At 66.7% G+C, this 16682-nt stretch carries 15 protein-coding genes; 7 read left to right on the forward strand and 8 right to left on the reverse strand.

Annotated elements, in window-relative coordinates; translation table 11 throughout:
• Window positions 1-199 precede the first annotated feature (199 nt).
• The 3 genes from lpxC to recN all read left to right on the forward strand — a co-directional run bounded on the left by lpxC (window position 200) and on the right by recN (window position 3794).
• Window positions 200-1120, forward strand: a complete 921-nt coding sequence (lpxC, locus tag CLN94_RS03475; protein ID WP_096431162.1) for a UDP-3-O-acyl-N-acetylglucosamine deacetylase — start codon at window positions 200-202, stop codon at window positions 1118-1120.
• Window positions 1121-1277: 157 nt separating this feature from the next.
• A complete protein-coding gene (locus tag CLN94_RS03480) occupies window positions 1278-2126 on the forward strand; it encodes an outer membrane protein assembly factor BamD (protein WP_096431164.1) in 849 nt (282 codons plus the stop codon).
• Window positions 2127-2144: 18 nt separating this feature from the next.
• Window positions 2145-3794, forward strand: coding sequence for a DNA repair protein RecN (gene recN, locus CLN94_RS03485; RefSeq protein ID WP_096431166.1), 1650 nt, complete (start codon window positions 2145-2147; stop codon window positions 3792-3794).
• A gap of 146 nt (window positions 3795-3940) precedes the next feature.
• On the opposite strand, the gene CLN94_RS03490 is transcribed toward recN, so the two are convergent.
• On the reverse strand, window positions 3941-5308 hold the full coding sequence (locus CLN94_RS03490; protein ID WP_096431470.1) for an FAD-binding oxidoreductase: 1368 nt from the start codon (window positions 5306-5308) through the stop codon (window positions 3941-3943).
• Between the two features lie 167 nt (window positions 5309-5475).
• Here CLN94_RS03490 and CLN94_RS03495 point away from each other — a divergent pair, with 167 nt between their 5' ends.
• Both CLN94_RS03495 and CLN94_RS03500 read left to right on the forward strand, forming a co-directional pair.
• Window positions 5476-6858 carry a bifunctional enoyl-CoA hydratase/phosphate acetyltransferase gene (locus CLN94_RS03495; RefSeq protein WP_096431168.1) on the forward strand — a complete coding sequence of 461 codons (1383 nt, stop codon included), beginning with the start codon at window positions 5476-5478 and terminating at the stop codon, window positions 6856-6858.
• Between the two features lie 3 nt (window positions 6859-6861).
• Entirely contained in the window at window positions 6862-8025 is a 1164-nt protein-coding gene (locus CLN94_RS03500; protein WP_096431170.1) for an acetate/propionate family kinase, read from the forward strand.
• Between the two features lie 111 nt (window positions 8026-8136).
• On the opposite strand, the gene CLN94_RS03505 is transcribed toward CLN94_RS03500, so the two are convergent.
• From CLN94_RS03505 to CLN94_RS03525, 5 genes are all read right to left on the reverse strand, one after another.
• The gene (locus CLN94_RS03505) at window positions 8137-9936 is read right to left on the reverse strand and encodes an aminopeptidase P family protein (protein ID WP_096431172.1); all 1800 of its coding nucleotides are present in this window, start codon (window positions 9934-9936) and stop codon (window positions 8137-8139) included.
• On the reverse strand, window positions 9936-11807 hold the full coding sequence (gene cobT, locus CLN94_RS03510; RefSeq protein ID WP_096431174.1) for a cobaltochelatase subunit CobT: 1872 nt from the start codon (window positions 11805-11807) through the stop codon (window positions 9936-9938). Before cobT ends, CLN94_RS03505 begins: the two co-directional genes overlap by 1 nt.
• Complete coding sequence (locus CLN94_RS03515) at window positions 11804-12229, reverse strand: hypothetical protein (protein WP_096431176.1); 426 nt, start codon at window positions 12227-12229, stop codon at window positions 11804-11806. Before CLN94_RS03515 ends, cobT begins: the two co-directional genes overlap by 4 nt.
• Window positions 12229-13203 (reverse strand): cobaltochelatase subunit CobS, encoded by a 975-nt coding sequence (cobS, locus tag CLN94_RS03520; protein WP_096431178.1) that lies wholly within the window; start codon window positions 13201-13203, stop codon window positions 12229-12231. Before cobS ends, CLN94_RS03515 begins: the two co-directional genes overlap by 1 nt.
• Before the next feature lie 145 nt (window positions 13204-13348).
• Window positions 13349-13990 (reverse strand): outer membrane protein, encoded by a 642-nt coding sequence (locus CLN94_RS03525; RefSeq protein WP_096431180.1) that lies wholly within the window; start codon window positions 13988-13990, stop codon window positions 13349-13351.
• Window positions 13991-14186: 196 nt separating this feature from the next.
• Here CLN94_RS03525 and CLN94_RS03530 point away from each other — a divergent pair, with 196 nt between their 5' ends.
• Window positions 14187-15158, forward strand: coding sequence for a DUF808 domain-containing protein (locus tag CLN94_RS03530; protein ID WP_096431182.1), 972 nt, complete (start codon window positions 14187-14189; stop codon window positions 15156-15158).
• 185 nt (window positions 15159-15343) lie between these two features.
• Here CLN94_RS03530 and CLN94_RS03535 read toward each other — a convergent pair whose 3' ends face one another.
• On the reverse strand, window positions 15344-15970 hold the full coding sequence (locus CLN94_RS03535) for a DnaJ domain-containing protein (protein WP_096431184.1): 627 nt from the start codon (window positions 15968-15970) through the stop codon (window positions 15344-15346).
• Window positions 15971-16078: 108 nt separating this feature from the next.
• Here CLN94_RS03535 and CLN94_RS03540 point away from each other — a divergent pair, with 108 nt between their 5' ends.
• The gene (locus tag CLN94_RS03540; protein ID WP_096431186.1) at window positions 16079-16333 is read left to right on the forward strand and encodes a BolA family protein; all 255 of its coding nucleotides are present in this window, start codon (window positions 16079-16081) and stop codon (window positions 16331-16333) included.
• On the opposite strand, the gene CLN94_RS03545 is transcribed toward CLN94_RS03540, so the two are convergent.
• Window positions 16334-16672, reverse strand: coding sequence for a DUF4177 domain-containing protein (locus CLN94_RS03545; protein WP_245845065.1), 339 nt, complete (start codon window positions 16670-16672; stop codon window positions 16334-16336).
• Window positions 16673-16682: the final 10 nt, after the last annotated feature.

Below are 16682 nucleotides of genomic sequence, written 5' to 3' on the forward strand. Positions count from 1 at the left end.
GGCCTTTTTGTATTTGAAAGCAAAGGGTTCATGCGATCCGCGCAGGGTTCCGCTTGTTAACCTTTCGATTGTTTCAATCCGTTACAAAAGGTGAATTGTGCTGCAGGTGCGCTCTGCCTAAGTGAAGATGCGAGCTCCGGCACAGGTGTTGACCTGCGCGTAAGGAGCGCAAAAGAACAACAGCCCGAGGCGGTTACCTGTGCAGACTTGCGTTGCTCATCCGGTGGTTTTTGAAGGGGTCGGCCTGCATTCGGGCGCGCCCGTGCGCATGGTTGTGAAGCCCGCGTCCGCCAATCATGGCATCGTCTTCCAGCGCACCGACGCCGTCGTGGGCAATGGCCGCATCCCGGCGAACTGGGATCACGTGATCCCCTCGAAGCTCTGCACCCTGATCCGCAACGACGATGGCGTCTCGGTCTCGACGATCGAACATATCATGGCCGCGCTGGCGGGCTGTGGCGTGCATAACGCGCTGATCGAGATCGACGGGCCGGAAGTGCCGATCCTTGACGGGTCCTCGGCGGAATTCGTCGCGGCGCTCGTCGCGGCCGGTCAGCGCGAGCTGCCCGCCCCGCTGCGCGCGATCCGCGTGCTCAAGCCGGTGGAAGTGACCGAGGGCGAGGCATCGGCGCGGCTCGAACCGGGTGCGGCGCTGGTGATCGACTTCAAGATCGACTTTGCCGATGCCGCGATCGGCCGTCAGGAAAAACGCCTGAACATGGCCAATGGCGCCTTCGTGCGCGAGCTGATGGACAGCCGCACCTTCTGCCGTCAGGCCGATGTCGATGCGATGCGCGCCAATGGGCTTGCGCTGGGTGGCACTTATGAAAACGCTGTCGTCTTCGATGGCGACCGCGTGCTTTCGCCCGGCGGTCTGCGTCATGCCGACGAGCCGGTGCGCCACAAGATGCTTGATGCGCTTGGCGATCTGGCGCTGGCGGGCGCGCCGATTCTGGGCCGCTACACCGGTAACCGCGCCGGTCACGCGATGACCAACAAGCTGCTGCGCGCGCTCTTTGCCGACCCCGAGGCCTGGACCTGGGAGACCTGCTCGGCAGCCGCTGCCTACAGCCTTCCGGGGGCCGGTGTTTGCCGCCCGGCGAACGTCGCGGCCTGCTGAGCCGGAACTTGCTTTCCAAACACGGATTCCCGGCGAAAGGCGTTTTGCCTGTCGGATTTTTCTGTGCTAGGACGAAGCCGTGCGCCGCGTGAATAACGCGGCTTGAGGGAGGGCCGGGAGTGTTCTGGCCCGGTAAAAGAAACGGGATAGGGCAGGCATGACGCGCGGCAGATCTCTGACGACTCGGCTGGGAAGCCTTCTCATTGTGTCGGTGCTGATGGGCTGTGCCGGCGCCAGCGAAAAGCAGGTGCCGCTCGACAATTTCACGGCCGAGGAAATCTACAAGCGCGGCGAGTACGAGCTTGAGGTCGGCAACCCACGCCGCCCCGACACCGCGATGCGCTATTTCTCCGAGGTCGAGCGTCTTTATCCCTATTCCGAATGGGCCAAGCGCGCGCTGATCATGCAGGCCTTCGCCGAGCATCGCGCCCGCAAGTACGAAGAGGCCCGCGCCTCGGCGCAGCGTTTCATCGACACCTATCCGGGCGATGAAGACGCGGCCTATGCGAAATACCTGCTCGCGCTCAGCTATTACGACCAGATCGACGAGGTTGGCCGCGACCAAGGCCTGACCTATCAGGCGCTGCAGGCGCTGCGCGCGGTGATCGAGGAATATCCCGACAGCGACTATGCGCGCTCCTCGGTGCTGAAATTCGACCTCGCCTTCGACCATCTCGCCGCGAAAGAGATGGAAATCGGTCGCTACTACCTGAAAAAGGGCCATTACACGGCGGCGATCAACCGCTTCCGCGTCGTGGTCGAGGATTTCCAGACCACCACGCAGACGCCCGAGGCGCTGCTGCGCCTGACCGAGGCTTACCTCGCGCTTGGCCTCACCGACGAGGCGCAGACGGCGGCGGCGATTCTGGGCCACAACTATCAGGCTTCGCCCTTCTACGAAGATGCGCACAACCTGCTGCTCAAGCGTGGCCTGAGCGAAGAGGCCAAGGGCGAGTCGTGGCTGCGCAAGATCTATCGTCAGGTGGTGCGCGGCGACTGGCTCTGATCTGATCGGCCCTCGCAGATGCTGCGCGCCCTCGACATTCACGATATGCTGCTGATCGAGCGGCTCGGGTTGGAGTTCCACCCCGGGCTGAACGTGCTGACCGGCGAGACCGGCGCGGGCAAGTCGATCCTGCTCGATTGCCTGGGCTTCGTGCTGGGCTGGCGGGGCCGGGCCGAGCTGGTGCGCAAAGGTGCCCAGCAAGGCGAGGTGAGCGCGGTTTTCGACCTGCCCGATGGCCACCCCGCTCATGCGGTTCTGGCCGAGGCGGGCCTGCCCGGCGGGCCTGAATTGATCCTGCGCCGGGTGAACGCGACCGATGGCCGCAAGACCGCCTTCATCAATGACCGCCGCGCCTCGGGCGAGGTGCTGCGCGCGCTCTCGGCCACGCTGGTCGAGCTGCATGGCCAGCAAGACGATGGCGGGCTCCTGAACGAACGCGGCCACCGCGCGCTGCTTGATGCCTTCGCGGGGCATGACGATCTTTTGGCCGCGACCCGTGCCGCTTGGGCCGCGCGCGCCAAAGCCGCGCGGGCGCTGTCGCAGGCCGAGGCGCAGCTGGCCGAGGTCAAGGGCGAAGAGGATTTCCTGCGCCACGCCGTGGCAGAGCTGGACAAGCTCGCGCCCGAACCCGGCGAAGAGGCGAAGCTCGATGCCGAACGCCGCCTGATGCAGGCTGGCGAAAAGATCCGTGCCGATGTCGCCCGCGCAGCGCAGGCGCTTGGTCCCGAGGCGGCCGAGGGCCTGTTGCGCGACGCCGATCGCTGGCTGCAAGGTGCTGCGGATCGTGCCGAAGGGCGGCTCGATGCGGCGCTCACGGCGCTTGATCGCGCGCTGATCGAGTTGGGCGAGGCGCAGCAGGGCGTCGAAGAGGCGCTTGAGGCTTTCGCTTTCGACCCGCGCGCGCTTGAGGCCTGCGAAGAGCGGCTCTTCGCGATCCGCGGGCTTGCGCGCAAACATGCCGTGCTGCCCGACGATCTGGGCCGCCTGGCAGAAGACCTGCGCGCGCGCCTCGCGGCCCTCGATGCGGGCGAGGGCCGGATCGCGGAATTGCAGCTGGAGCTGCGCGACGCCGAAACCGCCTTTGCCCGCGCGGCCGAGGCGCTGTCCACTGCGCGCGCCGAGGCCGCCACCCGGCTCGATGCCGCGATGGCGCATGAGCTGGCGCCCCTGAAGCTCGAGCGCGCGGTGTTCGAGACCCGGCTGGCGCGGGGCGATGCTGGTGCCGAGGGTGTGGACGCCGTGGCCTTCACCGTCGCGACCAACCCCGGCGCGCCGGCAGGCCCCCTGAACAAGATCGCCTCCGGGGGCGAGCTGTCGCGCTTTCTGCTGGCGCTCAAGGTGGTTCTGGCGCGCGGCGCCGACGCGCTGGTCCTGATCTTCGACGAGATCGACCGCGGCGTGGGCGGCGCCACCGCCGATGCCGTTGGCCGTCGCCTTGCGCGTCTGGCTGAGGGCGCGCAGGTTCTGGTCGTCACCCATTCGCCGCAGGTCGCGGCCCGTGGCGCACATCATTTCCGCGTACAGAAATCCGTCTCGGACGGGATGACCACCTCGGATGTTGTGGCGCTCGCGCCGAACGAGCGGCGCGACGAGATCGCCCGCATGATCTCTGGCGCCGAGGTGACCGAAGCCGCCCGCGCCGCCGCAGAAGACCTGCTGAAGGGCTGACCGGGGCAGGGGGCGCCGCCCCCTCTGGCCTTGCGGCCATTCACCCCCGGGATATTTCCGGCAAAATGAAAGCCCCTTTCATCGAGCGAGAAATACTCCGGGGGGAGTCCGAAGGACGGGGGGGGGGGCGCTCCCCTTGCGCTGGTTCAGGGCACGAGCTTGCCGGGGTTAAGGATGCCTTTGGGGTCGAGTGCCGATTTGATCGCGCCCATCACCTGCCAGCCGGGCCCGTGTTCGGCTTCCATGTATTTGCGCTTGCCCATGCCCACGCCATGCTCGCCGGTCACCGTGCCGCCCATGCGCAGCGCGCGCTCGGCAAGTCGGCTTGCCACCCATTTCGCGCGGTCGAGCTCTTGCGGGGTGTCGCGGTCGAGCACGAGGATCGCGTGGAAATTGCCGTCCCCGACATGGCCGAGGATCGGGCCGACGAGCCCTTCGGCGACGATATCGGCGCGGGTTTCCGCGACCGCTTCGGCGAGGCGCGAGATCGGCACGCAGATGTCGGTGACCAGCCCCATGCAGCCCGGGCGCGAGGCAAGGCAGGCCGGGTAGGCGCCGTGACGCATTTTCCAGAGGCGGTTCCGCTCTTCCGGGGTTTTGGCCCAGGCGAAGCCCGCGCCGCCCATCTCCTCGACCACCGCGCCGAAACGCTCGGCATCCTCGGCGGTAGAGGCATCAGAACCGTGAAACTCGACCATCAGATGCGGCTTCTCCGGCAGCTCGGTGCCATTCGCGGCGTTGAACACCCGCGCGACCTGTTCGTCGACAAATTCGATCCGCGCCATCGGGATGCCCATCTGGATCGTCATCTGCACCGCTTCCACCGCCGCTTCGAGGCTGTCAAACGCGCAGACCGCGGCCGAGATCGCCTCGGGCTGGCCGTGCAGGCGCAGCGTCAGTTCGGTGATGATGCCCAGCGTGCCCTCGGAGCCGAGCATCAGCGCCGTCAGGTCATAGCCCGCCGCCGATTTCGCCGCGCGCGAGCCGGTGCGGATCACCGCGCCATCGGCCAGCACCACCTCGAGCGCCAGAACGTTGTCGCGCATCGAGCCGTAGCGCACCGTGGTCGTGCCCGAGGCGCGCGTGGCCGCCATGCCGCCAAGGCTCGCGTTCGCGCCCGGATCGACCGGAAAGAACAGCCCCGTCGCGCGCAGATCGGTATTGAGCGCCTCGCGGGTGACGCCGGGCTGCACCACCACCAGCATGTCCTCGGGGCGGACCTCGACGATCTGGTCCATCCGCGTCATGTCGAGGCTCACGCCGCCCTTGATCGCCAGCGCGTGGCCCTCAAGCGAGCTGGCCGCGCCCCAGGGCGTGACCGGGACGTCATGGGCATGGCAGATCCGCAGGATCGCCGAGACTTCTTCGGTGGTTTCCGGGAAGGCCACCGCATCGGGCAGGGTCAGGGGAAACCAGGTCTCGTTGCGGCCATGCAGGTCGCGCTCGGCCATGGCGCGGGAAAATCGCGGGCCCAGAAGCGTTTCGAGTTCGGTAAATGCCTGTTCATGGGTCATGGCGGCCTCCTTCTTGCGCATCCTTCCTACGCCTCTGTGTTACGTTGCGAAAGGGGCTGAGAAAAACCGCAACCTCTTGTCGCGGATCAAGGTCACCTTCATGTTTCGGTAATACTGCAGGTGCAGAAAATGCCGGGAACCGGCGTCAGGCAAGCAAGGAGTATGTGATGATTCTCGAGAACCGGATGTGGGAGGAGCTGCAGCCGGGAATGAAGGCCGAGCTGAAACGCCTGTGCACGGCGGATGACTTCTATGTCTTCGCGGCGGCTTCGGGCAATTATAACCCGGTCCATCTTGAAGGAGAGGATGGCGACGGGGACGGCAAGAAAGAGGCGCTGGCGCCGGGCATGTTCGTGGCTTCGCTGATTACGGCGGTGCTGGGCAACATGCTGCCGGGGCCGGGCACGCTCTATCGCAACCAGACGCTTGATTTCGTGGGCCGCGCCGAGGCGGGGATGCAACTTTGCGCCCGGGTCGAGGTGCTGGAGAAGCTGCCCGGTGGCATCGTGCGGCTCAAGACCGAGGTGGTGCGCTGCTCGGATGAGACGCCGATTGTTGTCGGCGAGGCCGAGGTGATCGCGCCGACGAAACACATGCGCTTCGACGCGCTCGAGGTGCCCGGGCTGATCACGCAGCGCCACCGCCATTTCGAGGCGCTGTTGGCCAAGGCTGAAAAGCTGCCCGCGCTGTCGACCGCCGTTGTCTGCCCCGAGAAGGACCATGCGCTGCAAGGCGCGCTGATCTCGGCCGAACACGGGCTGATTGCGCCCTTGCTGATCGGCGATCCGGCCAAGATCGAGGCCGCCGCGAAGGAACTGGGCAAGAGCCTCAAGGGCTATGAGATCCTGCCCGCGATGACCCAGCGCGATGCCGCGCGAATGGCCGTGAAGCTGGTGAATGAAGGCCGCGCCGATTGCATCATGAAGGGCCATCTGCACACCGATGACCTGCTCAAGCCGATGCTCGACAAGGAAACCGGCCTGCGCATCGGGCGCCGCTTCACCCATGTCTTCGTGATGGATGTGCCAGGCGTGCCGCATCCGCTGATCGTGACCGACGCAGCGATCAACATCGCCCCCGATCTCGAGACCAAGATGCATATCGTGCAGAACGCGATCGACGTGGCGATCTCGCTCGGGATCGAGCTGCCCAAGGTCGGCGTGCTCTCGGCGGTGGAAACGGTGAGCCCGGCGATCCCCTCGTCGATGGATGCGGCGCTCTTGTCGAAAATGGCCGAGCGCGGCCAGATCAAGGGGGGCGTGGTCGATGGGCCGCTGGCGATGGATAACGCGGTCGATATCGGGGCGGCGCGCACCAAGGGGCTGCGCGGCGATGTCGCGGGCCATGCCGAGGTGCTGGTGGCGCCCGGCATCGACGCGGCCAACATGCTCGCCAAGCAGCTCGCCTATATCAGCCACGCCGAAGGCGCGGGGCTGGTGTTGGGCGCGCGGGTGCCGGTGATCCTGAACTCGCGTTCCGACAGCGCGATGGCGCGGCTGGCTTCGGCAGCGGTTGCGGCGATCCACGCGAACCGGCTGAAGGGGCAATAACCCATGCGCGCGATCCTGACGCTGAACGCGGGGTCCTCCTCGCTGAAACTGGGGCTGTTTTCCGAGGCGCTCGAGACGCTCGGCACGGGCCATGTGGACCGGATCGGCGGCGAGGGGCGGCTCAAGGTGCTCGACGGGCAGGGGCAGCCGCTGCCCGTGCCCGCGCTCGGCCCCGAGGCCTTCGCCCGCCATGGTGCGGCGCTGGCCACGGCGCTCGAGGTGTTCCGGGTTGATTTTCCCGCGCTCGAAATCGTCGCGGTGGGCCATCGCGTCGTCCATGGCGGCACCCGCCACGGCGCGCCCGAGCGGATCACCGAGGCGCTGATGCAGGAACTGGCAGCACTCGCGCCCTTCGCGCCGCTCCACCAGCCGCATAACCTGGCCGGCGTGCGTGCCGCCCTCGAGGCCTTTGCCGAGGCGCCGCAGATCGCCTGTTTCGACACCGCTTTTCACCGCAACCATCCCTTCGTGAACGACACCTTCGCGCTACCGCGGAGCTATTACGACAAGGGCGTCCGCCGCTACGGCTTCCACGGGCTGAGCTATGACTACATCACGGGCGAGCTGGCGCGGACCGAGCCCGCGCTGCATGCGGGCCGCGTGGTGGTTGCGCATCTGGGCTCGGGCGCCTCGATGTGCGCGATTCAAGGCGGTCGCTCGGTCGCCTCGACGATGGGGTTCTCGGCGCTCGACGGGCTGCCGATGGGCACGCGCTCGGGGCAGATCGACCCCGGCGTCCTGCTCTACCTGATGGATCAGGAAGGCATGACCAGCGCCCAGATCTCGGACCTTCTGTACAAAGACAGCGGGCTTAAGGGGCTGTCGGGAATTTCCAACGACATGCGCGAGCTGGAAGGCTCGGACGATCCGCATGCAAAGGACGCAATCGACTATTTCACCTTCCGCATCCGGCGCGAACTGGGGGGGCTCGCGGCCTCGATGGGCGGGATCGACGCGCTCGTCTTCTGCGGCGGTATCGGTGAGAACTCGGCCCTCGTGCGCGCCCGCGTCTGCGAGGGGATGGAGTGGATCGGCATCACGCTTGACGCCGAGGCGAACGCCGCCAATGCGCGCGAGATCGCCCATGGCCCGGTGCGGGTGCTGACCATCCCGACCAACGAGGAAATCGTTATCGCACTCGCGGCGCAGGCGCTCCTGACTGCCTGATCGCGCGCGGGCGGCGCCCGTGGAATGCGTATTTTAGCCAAGAAGAAAGGCAGGGCGCGCCTGTTTCTTCTTGGTGAAAATACGCCCGCCGGAGGCAAGAAACCTGCGCGCTCAGAGCGGGGCGCAGGCGGCCTCCAGCCAGGCGCGGGTCGGCGCGCTCACGCGCGGGCCGATCTTGGCCAGAACCTCGGCGTGATAGGCGTCGAGCCAGGCGCGTTCGCCGGGGCTGAGCAAGCCAATGTCGATCAGCCGGCGGTCGATCGGGGCGAAGGTGAGGGTGCGGAAGCACAGCTGATCGCGCCCGTCGCCGATCTTTTCGGCCGCTTCCACCAGCACGAGGTTCTCCAGCCGGATCCCGAATTCGCCCGCCCGGTAATAGCCCGGTTCGTTCGACAGGATCATGCCGGGTTCCAGCGGGATTTCCGAGATGCGTGAAAGGCGCGCAGGCCCTTCGTGCACACAAAGTGCCGCGCCGACACCGTGGCCGGTGCCGTGGTCGAAATCGAGCCCCGCGCGCCAAAGTGCTGCGCGTGCAAGCGGGTCGAGGTCGCGCCCGGCCAGCCCGCGCGGCCAGCGGATGCGCGAGATCGCGATCATCCCTTGCAGCACGCGGGTGAAGGGCGCGCGCGCCTCAGTCGGCACCTCGCCCACCGCGAGCGTGCGGGTGATGTCGGTCGTGCCATCGGGATATTGTGCGCCGGAATCGACCAGCAACAGCTCTCCGGGGCGGACCTTGCGATTGCTCGCGCGGCTGACGCGGTAATGGATGATCGCGCCATTCGGGCCGGCGCCACAGATCGTGTCGAAGGAAATGTCGCTCAGGCAGCCGGTCGCGGCGCGGAAGGCCTCGAGCCGCTCGACCACCGTGATTTCATCAAGCCCGCCTTTCGGCGCCTCGGCGTCGAGCCAGCACAGAAACTCGGCCATGGCCGCGCCGTCGCGCAGATGCGCCTCGACCATGCCGGCCACTTCGGCGGCGTTTTTGCGCGCCTTTGGCAGGAGGCAGGGATCGGGCGCCCAGCGGATCTCGACGCCTTCCTCTGTCAGCTCGCGCGCGACTTGCAGGGGCGCGGTGGCCGGGTCGACCAGAACCGGGCCGATCAGGCTGCGCAGCCCTGGCGCGAACCCCGAGACTGGGCGCAGCGTGACCTCGGCGCCGAGGTGGTTGCGCAGGGCGGGGCCGAACTTGGCGGGATCGGAATAGATCGTCAGGCGCGCGTTGTCATGAAGCACCGCGAAGGCCTGCACCAGAGGGTTGCGGGGCAGGTCGGCGCCGCGAATATTCGTGAGCCAGCAGATCGAGTCCGGCAGCGTCAGCACGGCGGCGCGCAGGCCTGCGCCGCGCAGCGCCTCGGCCATGCGTGCGCGTTTCGCGGCGCCGTCTTCGCCTGCGATCGCGATCGGATGGATGCGCGCGGGGGCCACGGGCGGGGCCGGGCGGTCGGCCCAGATCGCGTCGACCAGGTTTGCGGAAGGCACAAGCTCGATCCCCGACCCAGTTAGCCCGGCCTCGATCCGCGCGATCTCGTCGCGGGTATGCAGCCAGGGGTCGAAGCCCAGGCGCCCGCCCTGCGGCAGCGCCGCGCGCAGCCAGTCGGCGGGTTGCACTTCGGGCCAGTCGACGGGGGTGAAGGCGGCGGGGTCGGTTTCGGCGCGGACCTGCAACCGGTAGCGGCCATCGACGAAGACGCCCGCGCAGCCCTCGAGCGCGATGCAGAACCCGGCTGAGCCGGTGAAACCCGTGAGCCATGCAAGCCGTGCGTCGCACTCGGCGACATATTCACCCTGATGGGCATCGGCGCGGGGCACGAAAAAACCCTGCAGACCCGTCTTGGCCATCACCGCGCGCAGCGCCGCCAGCCGGGGCGGGCCCGCCTCGGGGGACGATTTCTGTTCGAAATCCTGAAACATCAAAGTGCCTTTTTCATCCCGAGGACCCGTGCGCGGGCGCGCGGGTCAGAATCGAAGAGCCCCGCAAGCTGCTCGGTCATCGCGCCGGCAAGCTGCTCGGCATCGGTGATCGTCACCGCGTGCTGGTAATAGCGCGTCACGTCATGGCCGATGCCGATCGCGATCAGCTCGACGCCGCGGCGCTTTTCGATCATCGCGATCACGTCGCGTAGGTGCTTTTCGAGGAAGATCGCCGGGTTCACCGACAGCGTCGAGTCATCCACCGGCGCCCCGTCCGAGATCACCATCAGGATCTTGCGCGCCTCGGGCCGCGCCAGCGTGCGCCGATAGGCCCATTCCAGCGCCTCGCCGTCGATGTTCTCCTTCAGGAGCCCCTCTTTCATCATCAGGCCCAGATTGGCCCGCGTGCGGCGCATCGGCGCGTCGGCGCGCTTGTAGATGATGTGGCGCAGGTCGTTGAGGCGGCCCGGCTGCTGCGGGCGCCCCTCGGCCAGCCATTTCTCCCGCGATTGCCCGCCCTTCCAGGCGCGTGTGGTAAAGCCCAGCACCTCGACCTTGACCGAGCAGCGTTCGAGCGTGCGCGCCAGCACATCGGCGCAGATCGCGGCGATGGAAATCGGCCGGCCCCGCATCGAGCCCGAGTTGTCGAGCAAAAGCGTCACCACCGTGTCACGAAACTCGGTGTCTTTCTCGACCTTGAACGACAGCGGCGTGGTCGGGTTCGCGACCACGCGGGCAAGCCGCCCGGCATCGAGCGTGCCCTCTTCGCGGTCGAATTCCCAGGACCGGTTCTGCTGCGCCTGCAAGCGGCGTTGCAGCTTGTTCGCAAGCCGCGCCACCGCGCCCTTCAGCGGTTCGAGCTGCTGGTCGAGATAGGCGCGCAGGCGTTCCAGTTCAGCCGGTTCGGCTAGCTCTTCGGCGGCGATCTCCTCGTCGAACTCGGTGGTGAAGACCTTGTAATTCGGGTCCGCATCCGAGAAGGCGGGCGGCGGCGGCTCTTGCGGGGCGTCGGCCTCGGGCAGCTCGACCTCTTCGCCCATCTCGTCTTCCGAGGCCTCGGCCGAAGACACGCGGGTCTCGGTCTGATCCTGCTGCTGCTCCTGCGTCGACTCGGAGGTGACCTCCTGGTCATCCTCCTGCGACTCGTCGCGCGCCTGATTGTCGCCCGCCTCTTCGTCCTGTTCCGAGGCGTTTTCCTCGGCTTCGTCATTCAGCTCGGCATCGGGGTCGTCGCCAAGCTGGTCGCCAAAGCCGAGATCCGCGATCACCTTGCGGGTGAGCCGCGCAAAGGCGCTTTGGTCGGCAATCGCCGCGCGCAGATCCTCCATGTCGCCACCGGCGGATTGCTCGATGAAGCCGCGCCAGAGGTCGAGTACATTGGCCGCGTCGGCGGGCAGGGCGCGCCCGGTCGCGGCCTCGCGCAGGAAATAGCCCGCAGCCGCGGCCAGCGGGGCGGCCTCGCGGTTGCGGATCTGGCCATAGCCCTTGCGTGCGGCCTCATGCGCGATCTTCGCGTCGATATTCGAGAGCGTGCCGGGCATGTCGCGCGCGCCAAGCGCCTCGCAACGTGCGGTCTCCATCGCGTCATAGATCGCGCGGGCCATCTCGCCCTGCGGCAGGTAGCGCGCCGAGGTGGCATCGTCGTGGAACCGGTGGCGCAGCGCCAGCGCATCGCCCGTGCCGCGCGCCAGAAGAACCTCGTCGCGGGTCATCCGGCGGCTGACCTGCGGCAGGCGCATCACGTCGCCCGACACGCCCGAAGGGTCGACCGTGTAGGTCACGTTCATTTCGGGCGCGTCGGCCAGCGTCTTGGTCGCCTCGGCCAGCGCCTTCTTGAACGGGTCTGCAGGGTTGTCCTTGGGCTTCATCATTGCGCGGGCGCGGCCTCCGAAAGCTGGGCGTCGAGGGCGGCACAATCGGCCAGCGCCGCGCGATAGGCGGTGTCGGCCTCGCTGGGCGCGGCCTCGGACGAGCGGCCCGCCTTGCGGTCACCCTCGGCCTCGAGGACCATCGGCCAATAGACCCGCGTCGCGGCGGAATAAAGCTCGGTCAGGGTGTAATCGTCGGCATCGCCCTTGTGGGCGGCGACATGGTCCTGCCAATGCGCGCGCAGGGCGTCATGGCCCTCGTCTTGTGTGACCTCAAGCTTCTTGCGCACGAAATGCACGCTTTCATGCAGGCCGACACAGCCCATGATCGGGCGCAGCGCGGCATCTTCCTCGGCCCGGGCGGGCAGGGCAGAGGCGCAGGCCAGAGCGATCAGCACGACGCGGAGCGAAACCCGGCCCGCCATCACTGGCCTGCCAGCGCAGCGGCGCTTTCGGGCAGCTCCTCGTCGAAGAGGCGCTGGTAGAACTCGGCCACGACCTGACGTTCCAGCTCGTCGCATTTGTTGAGGAAGGTGAGCCGGAAGGCATAGCCCACGTTGCGGAAGATCTCGGCGTTCTGCGCCCAGTTGATCACCGTGCGCGGGCTCATCACCGTCGAGAGGTCGCCATTGATGAAGGCGGTGCGGGTGAGGTCCGCCACGGTCACCATCTGGTTGATCTGCTTGCGGCCCTTCTCGGTGTTGTAATGCGGGCATTTCGCCAGCACGATCGCGGCCTCGGCATCATGCGACAGGTAGTTCAGCGTCGCCACGAGGTTCCAGCGGTCCATCTGCGCCTGGTTGATCTGTTGCGTGCCGTGGTAAAGCCCGGTGGTGTCGCCCAGACCGACCGTGTTCGAGGTCGCGAACAGGCGGAAATAGGGGTTCGGCGTGATGATCTCGTTCTGGTCGAGCAGCGTCAGCTTGCCGTCGGTTTCGAGCACGCGCTGGATCACGAACATCACGTCCGCGCGGCCGGCATCGTATTCGTCGAAGACGATCGCGGTCGGGTTGCGCAGCGCCCAGGGCAGGATGCCCTCGTGGAACTCGGTGACCTGCTTGCCGTCGCGCAGCTTGATCGCGTCCTTGCCGATCAGGTCGATCCGGCTGACATGGCTGTCGAGATTGACGCGCACGCAGGGCCAGTTGAGGCGGGCTGCGACCTGCTCGATATGGGTCGATTTGCCGGTGCCGTGATAGCCCTGGATCATCACCCGGCGGTTATAGGCAAAGCCCGCGAGGATCGCCATCGTGGTGTCGGGGTCGAATTTATAGGTCGGGTCGATCACCGGGACGCGGTCGGAGGCTTCGGCAAAGCCTTTGACCTTCATGTCACACTCGAACCCGAACACGTCGCGGATATCGATCTCTTCGGTGGGCTTGGCGTTCTGATCGAGCATTCTCGCGTCCTTTCCTTCACTCCCCTGAATATGTGGCGCAAGGGGGAGGGCGGTGCAAGGGGGCGGATTGTATGGGGGACAGCTGCAATGCAAAAGGGCGCCCGCGAGGGGCGCCCTTGCACAGTGTTCGATCGCCTTACGCGGATCAGAACTTGACCAGGTAGCCGAGGGTCGCGGTGGTCACCTCGGGCTTGGACTGGATGTAGTATTCATAGTTCACGGTTTTCTTGTTGTACTGGGTGTGCGCGACTTCGGCGCGCAGCATGCCCGGGCCCATCACGTATTCCATGCCGAGCGCGGCGCGCGTGCCCGAGTGGGTGATGTTGGCTTGGTTGATCAGCGGGCCGTCAACTTCGTGGTACTCCGGGAGTTTGGTGCGCGCGACCGAGGCGCCGAGCGAGCCGTAGAACAGCATGTTGCCGGTGGCAAAGCCAACGCGGCCGGCCAGATAGGCGTTGGTGCCGATCTTGGTGCCGTTCAGCGCGCCGCTGGTGAAGGCGTCGTCGCCCTTGGTGTTCATGTTGCCCACCGCGCCTTCGATACCGTAGACGACCGAGCCCGCCTGCCAGTTGTAGCCCAGGATGCCCATGAAGCCCTTGCCGTCGATGTCGTGGCTGTCATCGCCTTCCGTCAGGTCGGTGTCCCAGCCCCAGGGCGCTTCGGTGTCGCCATTGGTCGAGGTGATGGCAAGGCCACCATAGCCGCCGGCAAAGTTCTGCGCCGAGGCCGCCGAGGCCAGCAGCAGCGCTGCGACGGTCATCCCGGCAATTTTCGTAAATTTGCTCATGTCTTTCTCCAGACTAATGTCCAAGCTTTTCGGCACTCCCTGGTGCCGAGGAAAGCTGGCTTCCCTAACGGCAGAAATGGTTAACGCTGCGTTAAGGGAAGTAAACGGGAAAGTGATCGGCCGCATTCGCCGGTGCCGGGTGTTGTGAATGCGCCACGTGCCCGCTAGGGTCGCGCGGAACGAGCAGGAGTGGATCATGAGTGGTTTGTTGGCGCTTCTCGACGACGTGGCCGGTATCGCCAAGGTGGCGGCGGCCAGCGTGGACGATATCGCCGGGCAGGCGGCCAAGGCCGGGGCCAAGGCCGCGGGCGCGGTGATTGATGATGCGGCGGTGACGCCGAAATATCTGCACGGCTTTGCCCCCGCGCGCGAATTGCCGATCGTGGGCAAGATCGCGCTCGGCTCCATTCGCAACAAGCTGTTGTTTCTGTTGCCCGCCGCGCTGTTGCTCTCGGCCTTCGCGCCCTGGGTCATCATGCCTCTGCTGATGCTTGGCGGGAGTTATCTGTGCTTCGAGGGCGCCGAGAAGATCTATCACGTGTTCCGGCCGCATGCGCCCTATGCCGACGGCCATAGCGGGGCCGAAGCCGATCCTACGCATCTCGAAGCCGAGAAGGTCGCGGGCGCGGTGAAGACCGATTTCATCCTTTCCGCCGAGATCATGACCATCGCGCTTTCCGCATTGCCTGCCGATCAGCCGGTCTGGATGCAGGCGCTGGCGCTGGCGCTGGTGGCGGTGGGGATCACGATCGCGGTCTATGGCGGTGTCGCCTTGATCGTGAAGGCTGATGACGTCGGTCTCTGGCTCGCCCGCGTGGGACGATTCGGACCGACGCGCGCTCTGGGGCGCGGGATTGTGGCGGTGATGCCGGGGTTCATGAAGGCGCTGATGATCGTTGGGACGGCCGCGATGATCTGGGTCGGCGGGTCGATCATCCTGCATGGGCTGGACGCGCTGGGCTGGCACGCGCCCTATGACTGGATCCACCACCAGGCCGAGGCCGCCGCCCACGCGCTGCCCGCCCTCGAAGGCGTGGTCAGCTGGAGCGTGACGGCTTTCTTCGACGGGGTCTTCGGCCTCGCGCTCGGCTTCGTGCTGATCCCGGTGGTCGCGAAGGTCATCGACCCGGTGCTGGCCGCTCTGCGCGGCGGCAAGGGCGCGCATTGAGCCGGAGGGCGGAAGGGGGCGCTGCCCCCACCTTCGGCGGGCGGAGCTTCCGGCGGAAGCCCCGCTGATCCGCCTCGTCCCCCCCCGGGATATTTCCGGCAAAATGAAAGGCGCCCTTCATCGAGCGCCAAATACTCCGGCCAAATACTCCGGGGCGAGCCCAGAGGGCGGGGGGCAGCGCCCCCTTATTTGAAGTTGCGGCTTTCCTTGATCTGATCCCAGGCCCAGACCACTTCCTGCAGCATCTCTTCCTGGCTGCGGTCGCCGCCGTTCATGTCGGGGTGGAGCACCTTGATCAGCGCCTTGTAGCAGCTGCGGATCTCGGCCTTGGTCATGTGCTCCTTGGCCTCGAGTATCTCGAGCGCGCGCCGCTCGGTCGGCGGCAGCTTGCGGCCCACGGCGACGCGGCCGGGGTTGCGCGTGGCGTTCTCGCCCAGAAGCTCCATCGGATCGGTGATGCCGTGGCGCGCCCAGCCAAGTTTTTCGTCATTGGCGCGGTTGAAGGGGCGGGTCGGCCGCTCCCAGACGGTGGCATTGTCGAGGAAGGCCTGGAATTCCTCTTCGGACTGGCCCTGGAAATAGTTCCAGTTCAGGTTGTACTCGCGCACGTGGTCCTTGCAGAACCAGTAATAGTCGTCGAGCACCTTGGGTGATTTTGGCGCGCGGTACTGGCCCGGCTCCTCGCAGCCCTGATGGTCGCAGACCCGCGTCGAGGTCTCGAAGGCGCCCGACATGCCACGCCGGCCTTTCTGGCGGCGCTTCTTGTCGGCAGCGGCCGAAATGTTGAAGCCAAAGGGATCGGAGCTGCTCATGCTTCGCCTTTCCTGTGGTGCCTGTTCGCGTACCATTCCCGACTCGGGTCGCACAGTTTAGACCAAATTGAGCCGGGTGAAAGGGCCCCGGCGGGAAAGCGGGGAAAAATGCCGATTGCGCAGGAAATTGCCGAGAAACTTCAAGTATTTGAACCGGAGGTGCTGGAGGTGATCGACGACTCCGCGCGCCATGCCGGGCACGCAGGTGCGCGCCCCGAGGGCGAGAGCCATTTCCGTGTGCGGATCAAGGCGGCGCGGCTGGCGCCCCTGTCGCGGCTGGCGCGTCACCGCGCGGTGCATGAGGCGATCGGCCCCGATCTGATCGGGCGCATCCACGCGCTGGCGCTAGAGATCGAGGGCTGATCAGTCGCGTTTCGCGCGCAGGCTGGGGGCGGTGCCTTCGGGGGCCTCGGGGCGCAGAGCGCGCTTGGGCTCGGTCTCGGGCTCGCTGGCCGGGGCGTCCGCGCCTTCGGCGAGCGGGCGGCGGAACAGCATCACGCGATGTTCGACCGTCTTGTGCCCGACAAGCCCGGTGCGCTCTTCGGCGGGCAGCACTTCGGTGCCCAGATACTCCCAGCCCTCGCGGCCCAGATCATTCAGGAACGCCGCCAGCGTATGGGCGAAGCGATCGGCTCCGGTCTTGAGCCCCTTCACCTTTTCCGCGCGCTGCGGCGCAGCCACGACCTTGTATTCAAACCGCATCAGAGCCTCC

It is taken from the genome of Pseudothioclava arenosa (assembly GCF_002358085.1).
GTDB lineage: Bacteria > Pseudomonadota > Alphaproteobacteria > Rhodobacterales > Rhodobacteraceae > Pseudothioclava > Pseudothioclava arenosa.

Coding starts and splice junctions, on each gene's coding strand:
- CLN94_RS03500 (WP_096431170.1), top strand. CDS start 6,862: ATGCGCGCGATCCTGACGCTGAACGCGGGGTCCTCCTCGCTGAAACTG.
- CLN94_RS03525 (WP_096431180.1), bottom strand. CDS start 13,990: ATGAGCAAATTTACGAAAATTGCCGGGATGACCGTCGCAGCGCTGCTG.
- cobT (WP_096431174.1), bottom strand. CDS start 11,807: ATGATGAAGCCCAAGGACAACCCTGCAGACCCGTTCAAGAAGGCGCTG.
- CLN94_RS03540 (WP_096431186.1), top strand. CDS start 16,079: ATGCCGATTGCGCAGGAAATTGCCGAGAAACTTCAAGTATTTGAACCG.
- CLN94_RS03535 (WP_096431184.1), bottom strand. CDS start 15,970: ATGAGCAGCTCCGATCCCTTTGGCTTCAACATTTCGGCCGCTGCCGAC.
- cobS (WP_096431178.1), bottom strand. CDS start 13,203: ATGCTCGATCAGAACGCCAAGCCCACCGAAGAGATCGATATCCGCGAC.
- CLN94_RS03495 (WP_096431168.1), top strand. CDS start 5,476: ATGATTCTCGAGAACCGGATGTGGGAGGAGCTGCAGCCGGGAATGAAG.
- CLN94_RS03515 (WP_096431176.1), bottom strand. CDS start 12,229: ATGGCGGGCCGGGTTTCGCTCCGCGTCGTGCTGATCGCTCTGGCCTGC.
- CLN94_RS03480 (WP_096431164.1), top strand. CDS start 1,278: ATGACGCGCGGCAGATCTCTGACGACTCGGCTGGGAAGCCTTCTCATT.
- CLN94_RS03490 (WP_096431470.1), bottom strand. CDS start 5,308: ATGACCCATGAACAGGCATTTACCGAACTCGAAACGCTTCTGGGCCCG.
- CLN94_RS03505 (WP_096431172.1), bottom strand. CDS start 9,936: ATGTTTCAGGATTTCGAACAGAAATCGTCCCCCGAGGCGGGCCCGCCC.
- CLN94_RS03530 (WP_096431182.1), top strand. CDS start 14,187: ATGAGTGGTTTGTTGGCGCTTCTCGACGACGTGGCCGGTATCGCCAAG.
- recN (WP_096431166.1), top strand. CDS start 2,145: ATGCTGCGCGCCCTCGACATTCACGATATGCTGCTGATCGAGCGGCTC.
- CLN94_RS03545 (WP_245845065.1), bottom strand. CDS start 16,672: ATGCGGTTTGAATACAAGGTCGTGGCTGCGCCGCAGCGCGCGGAAAAG.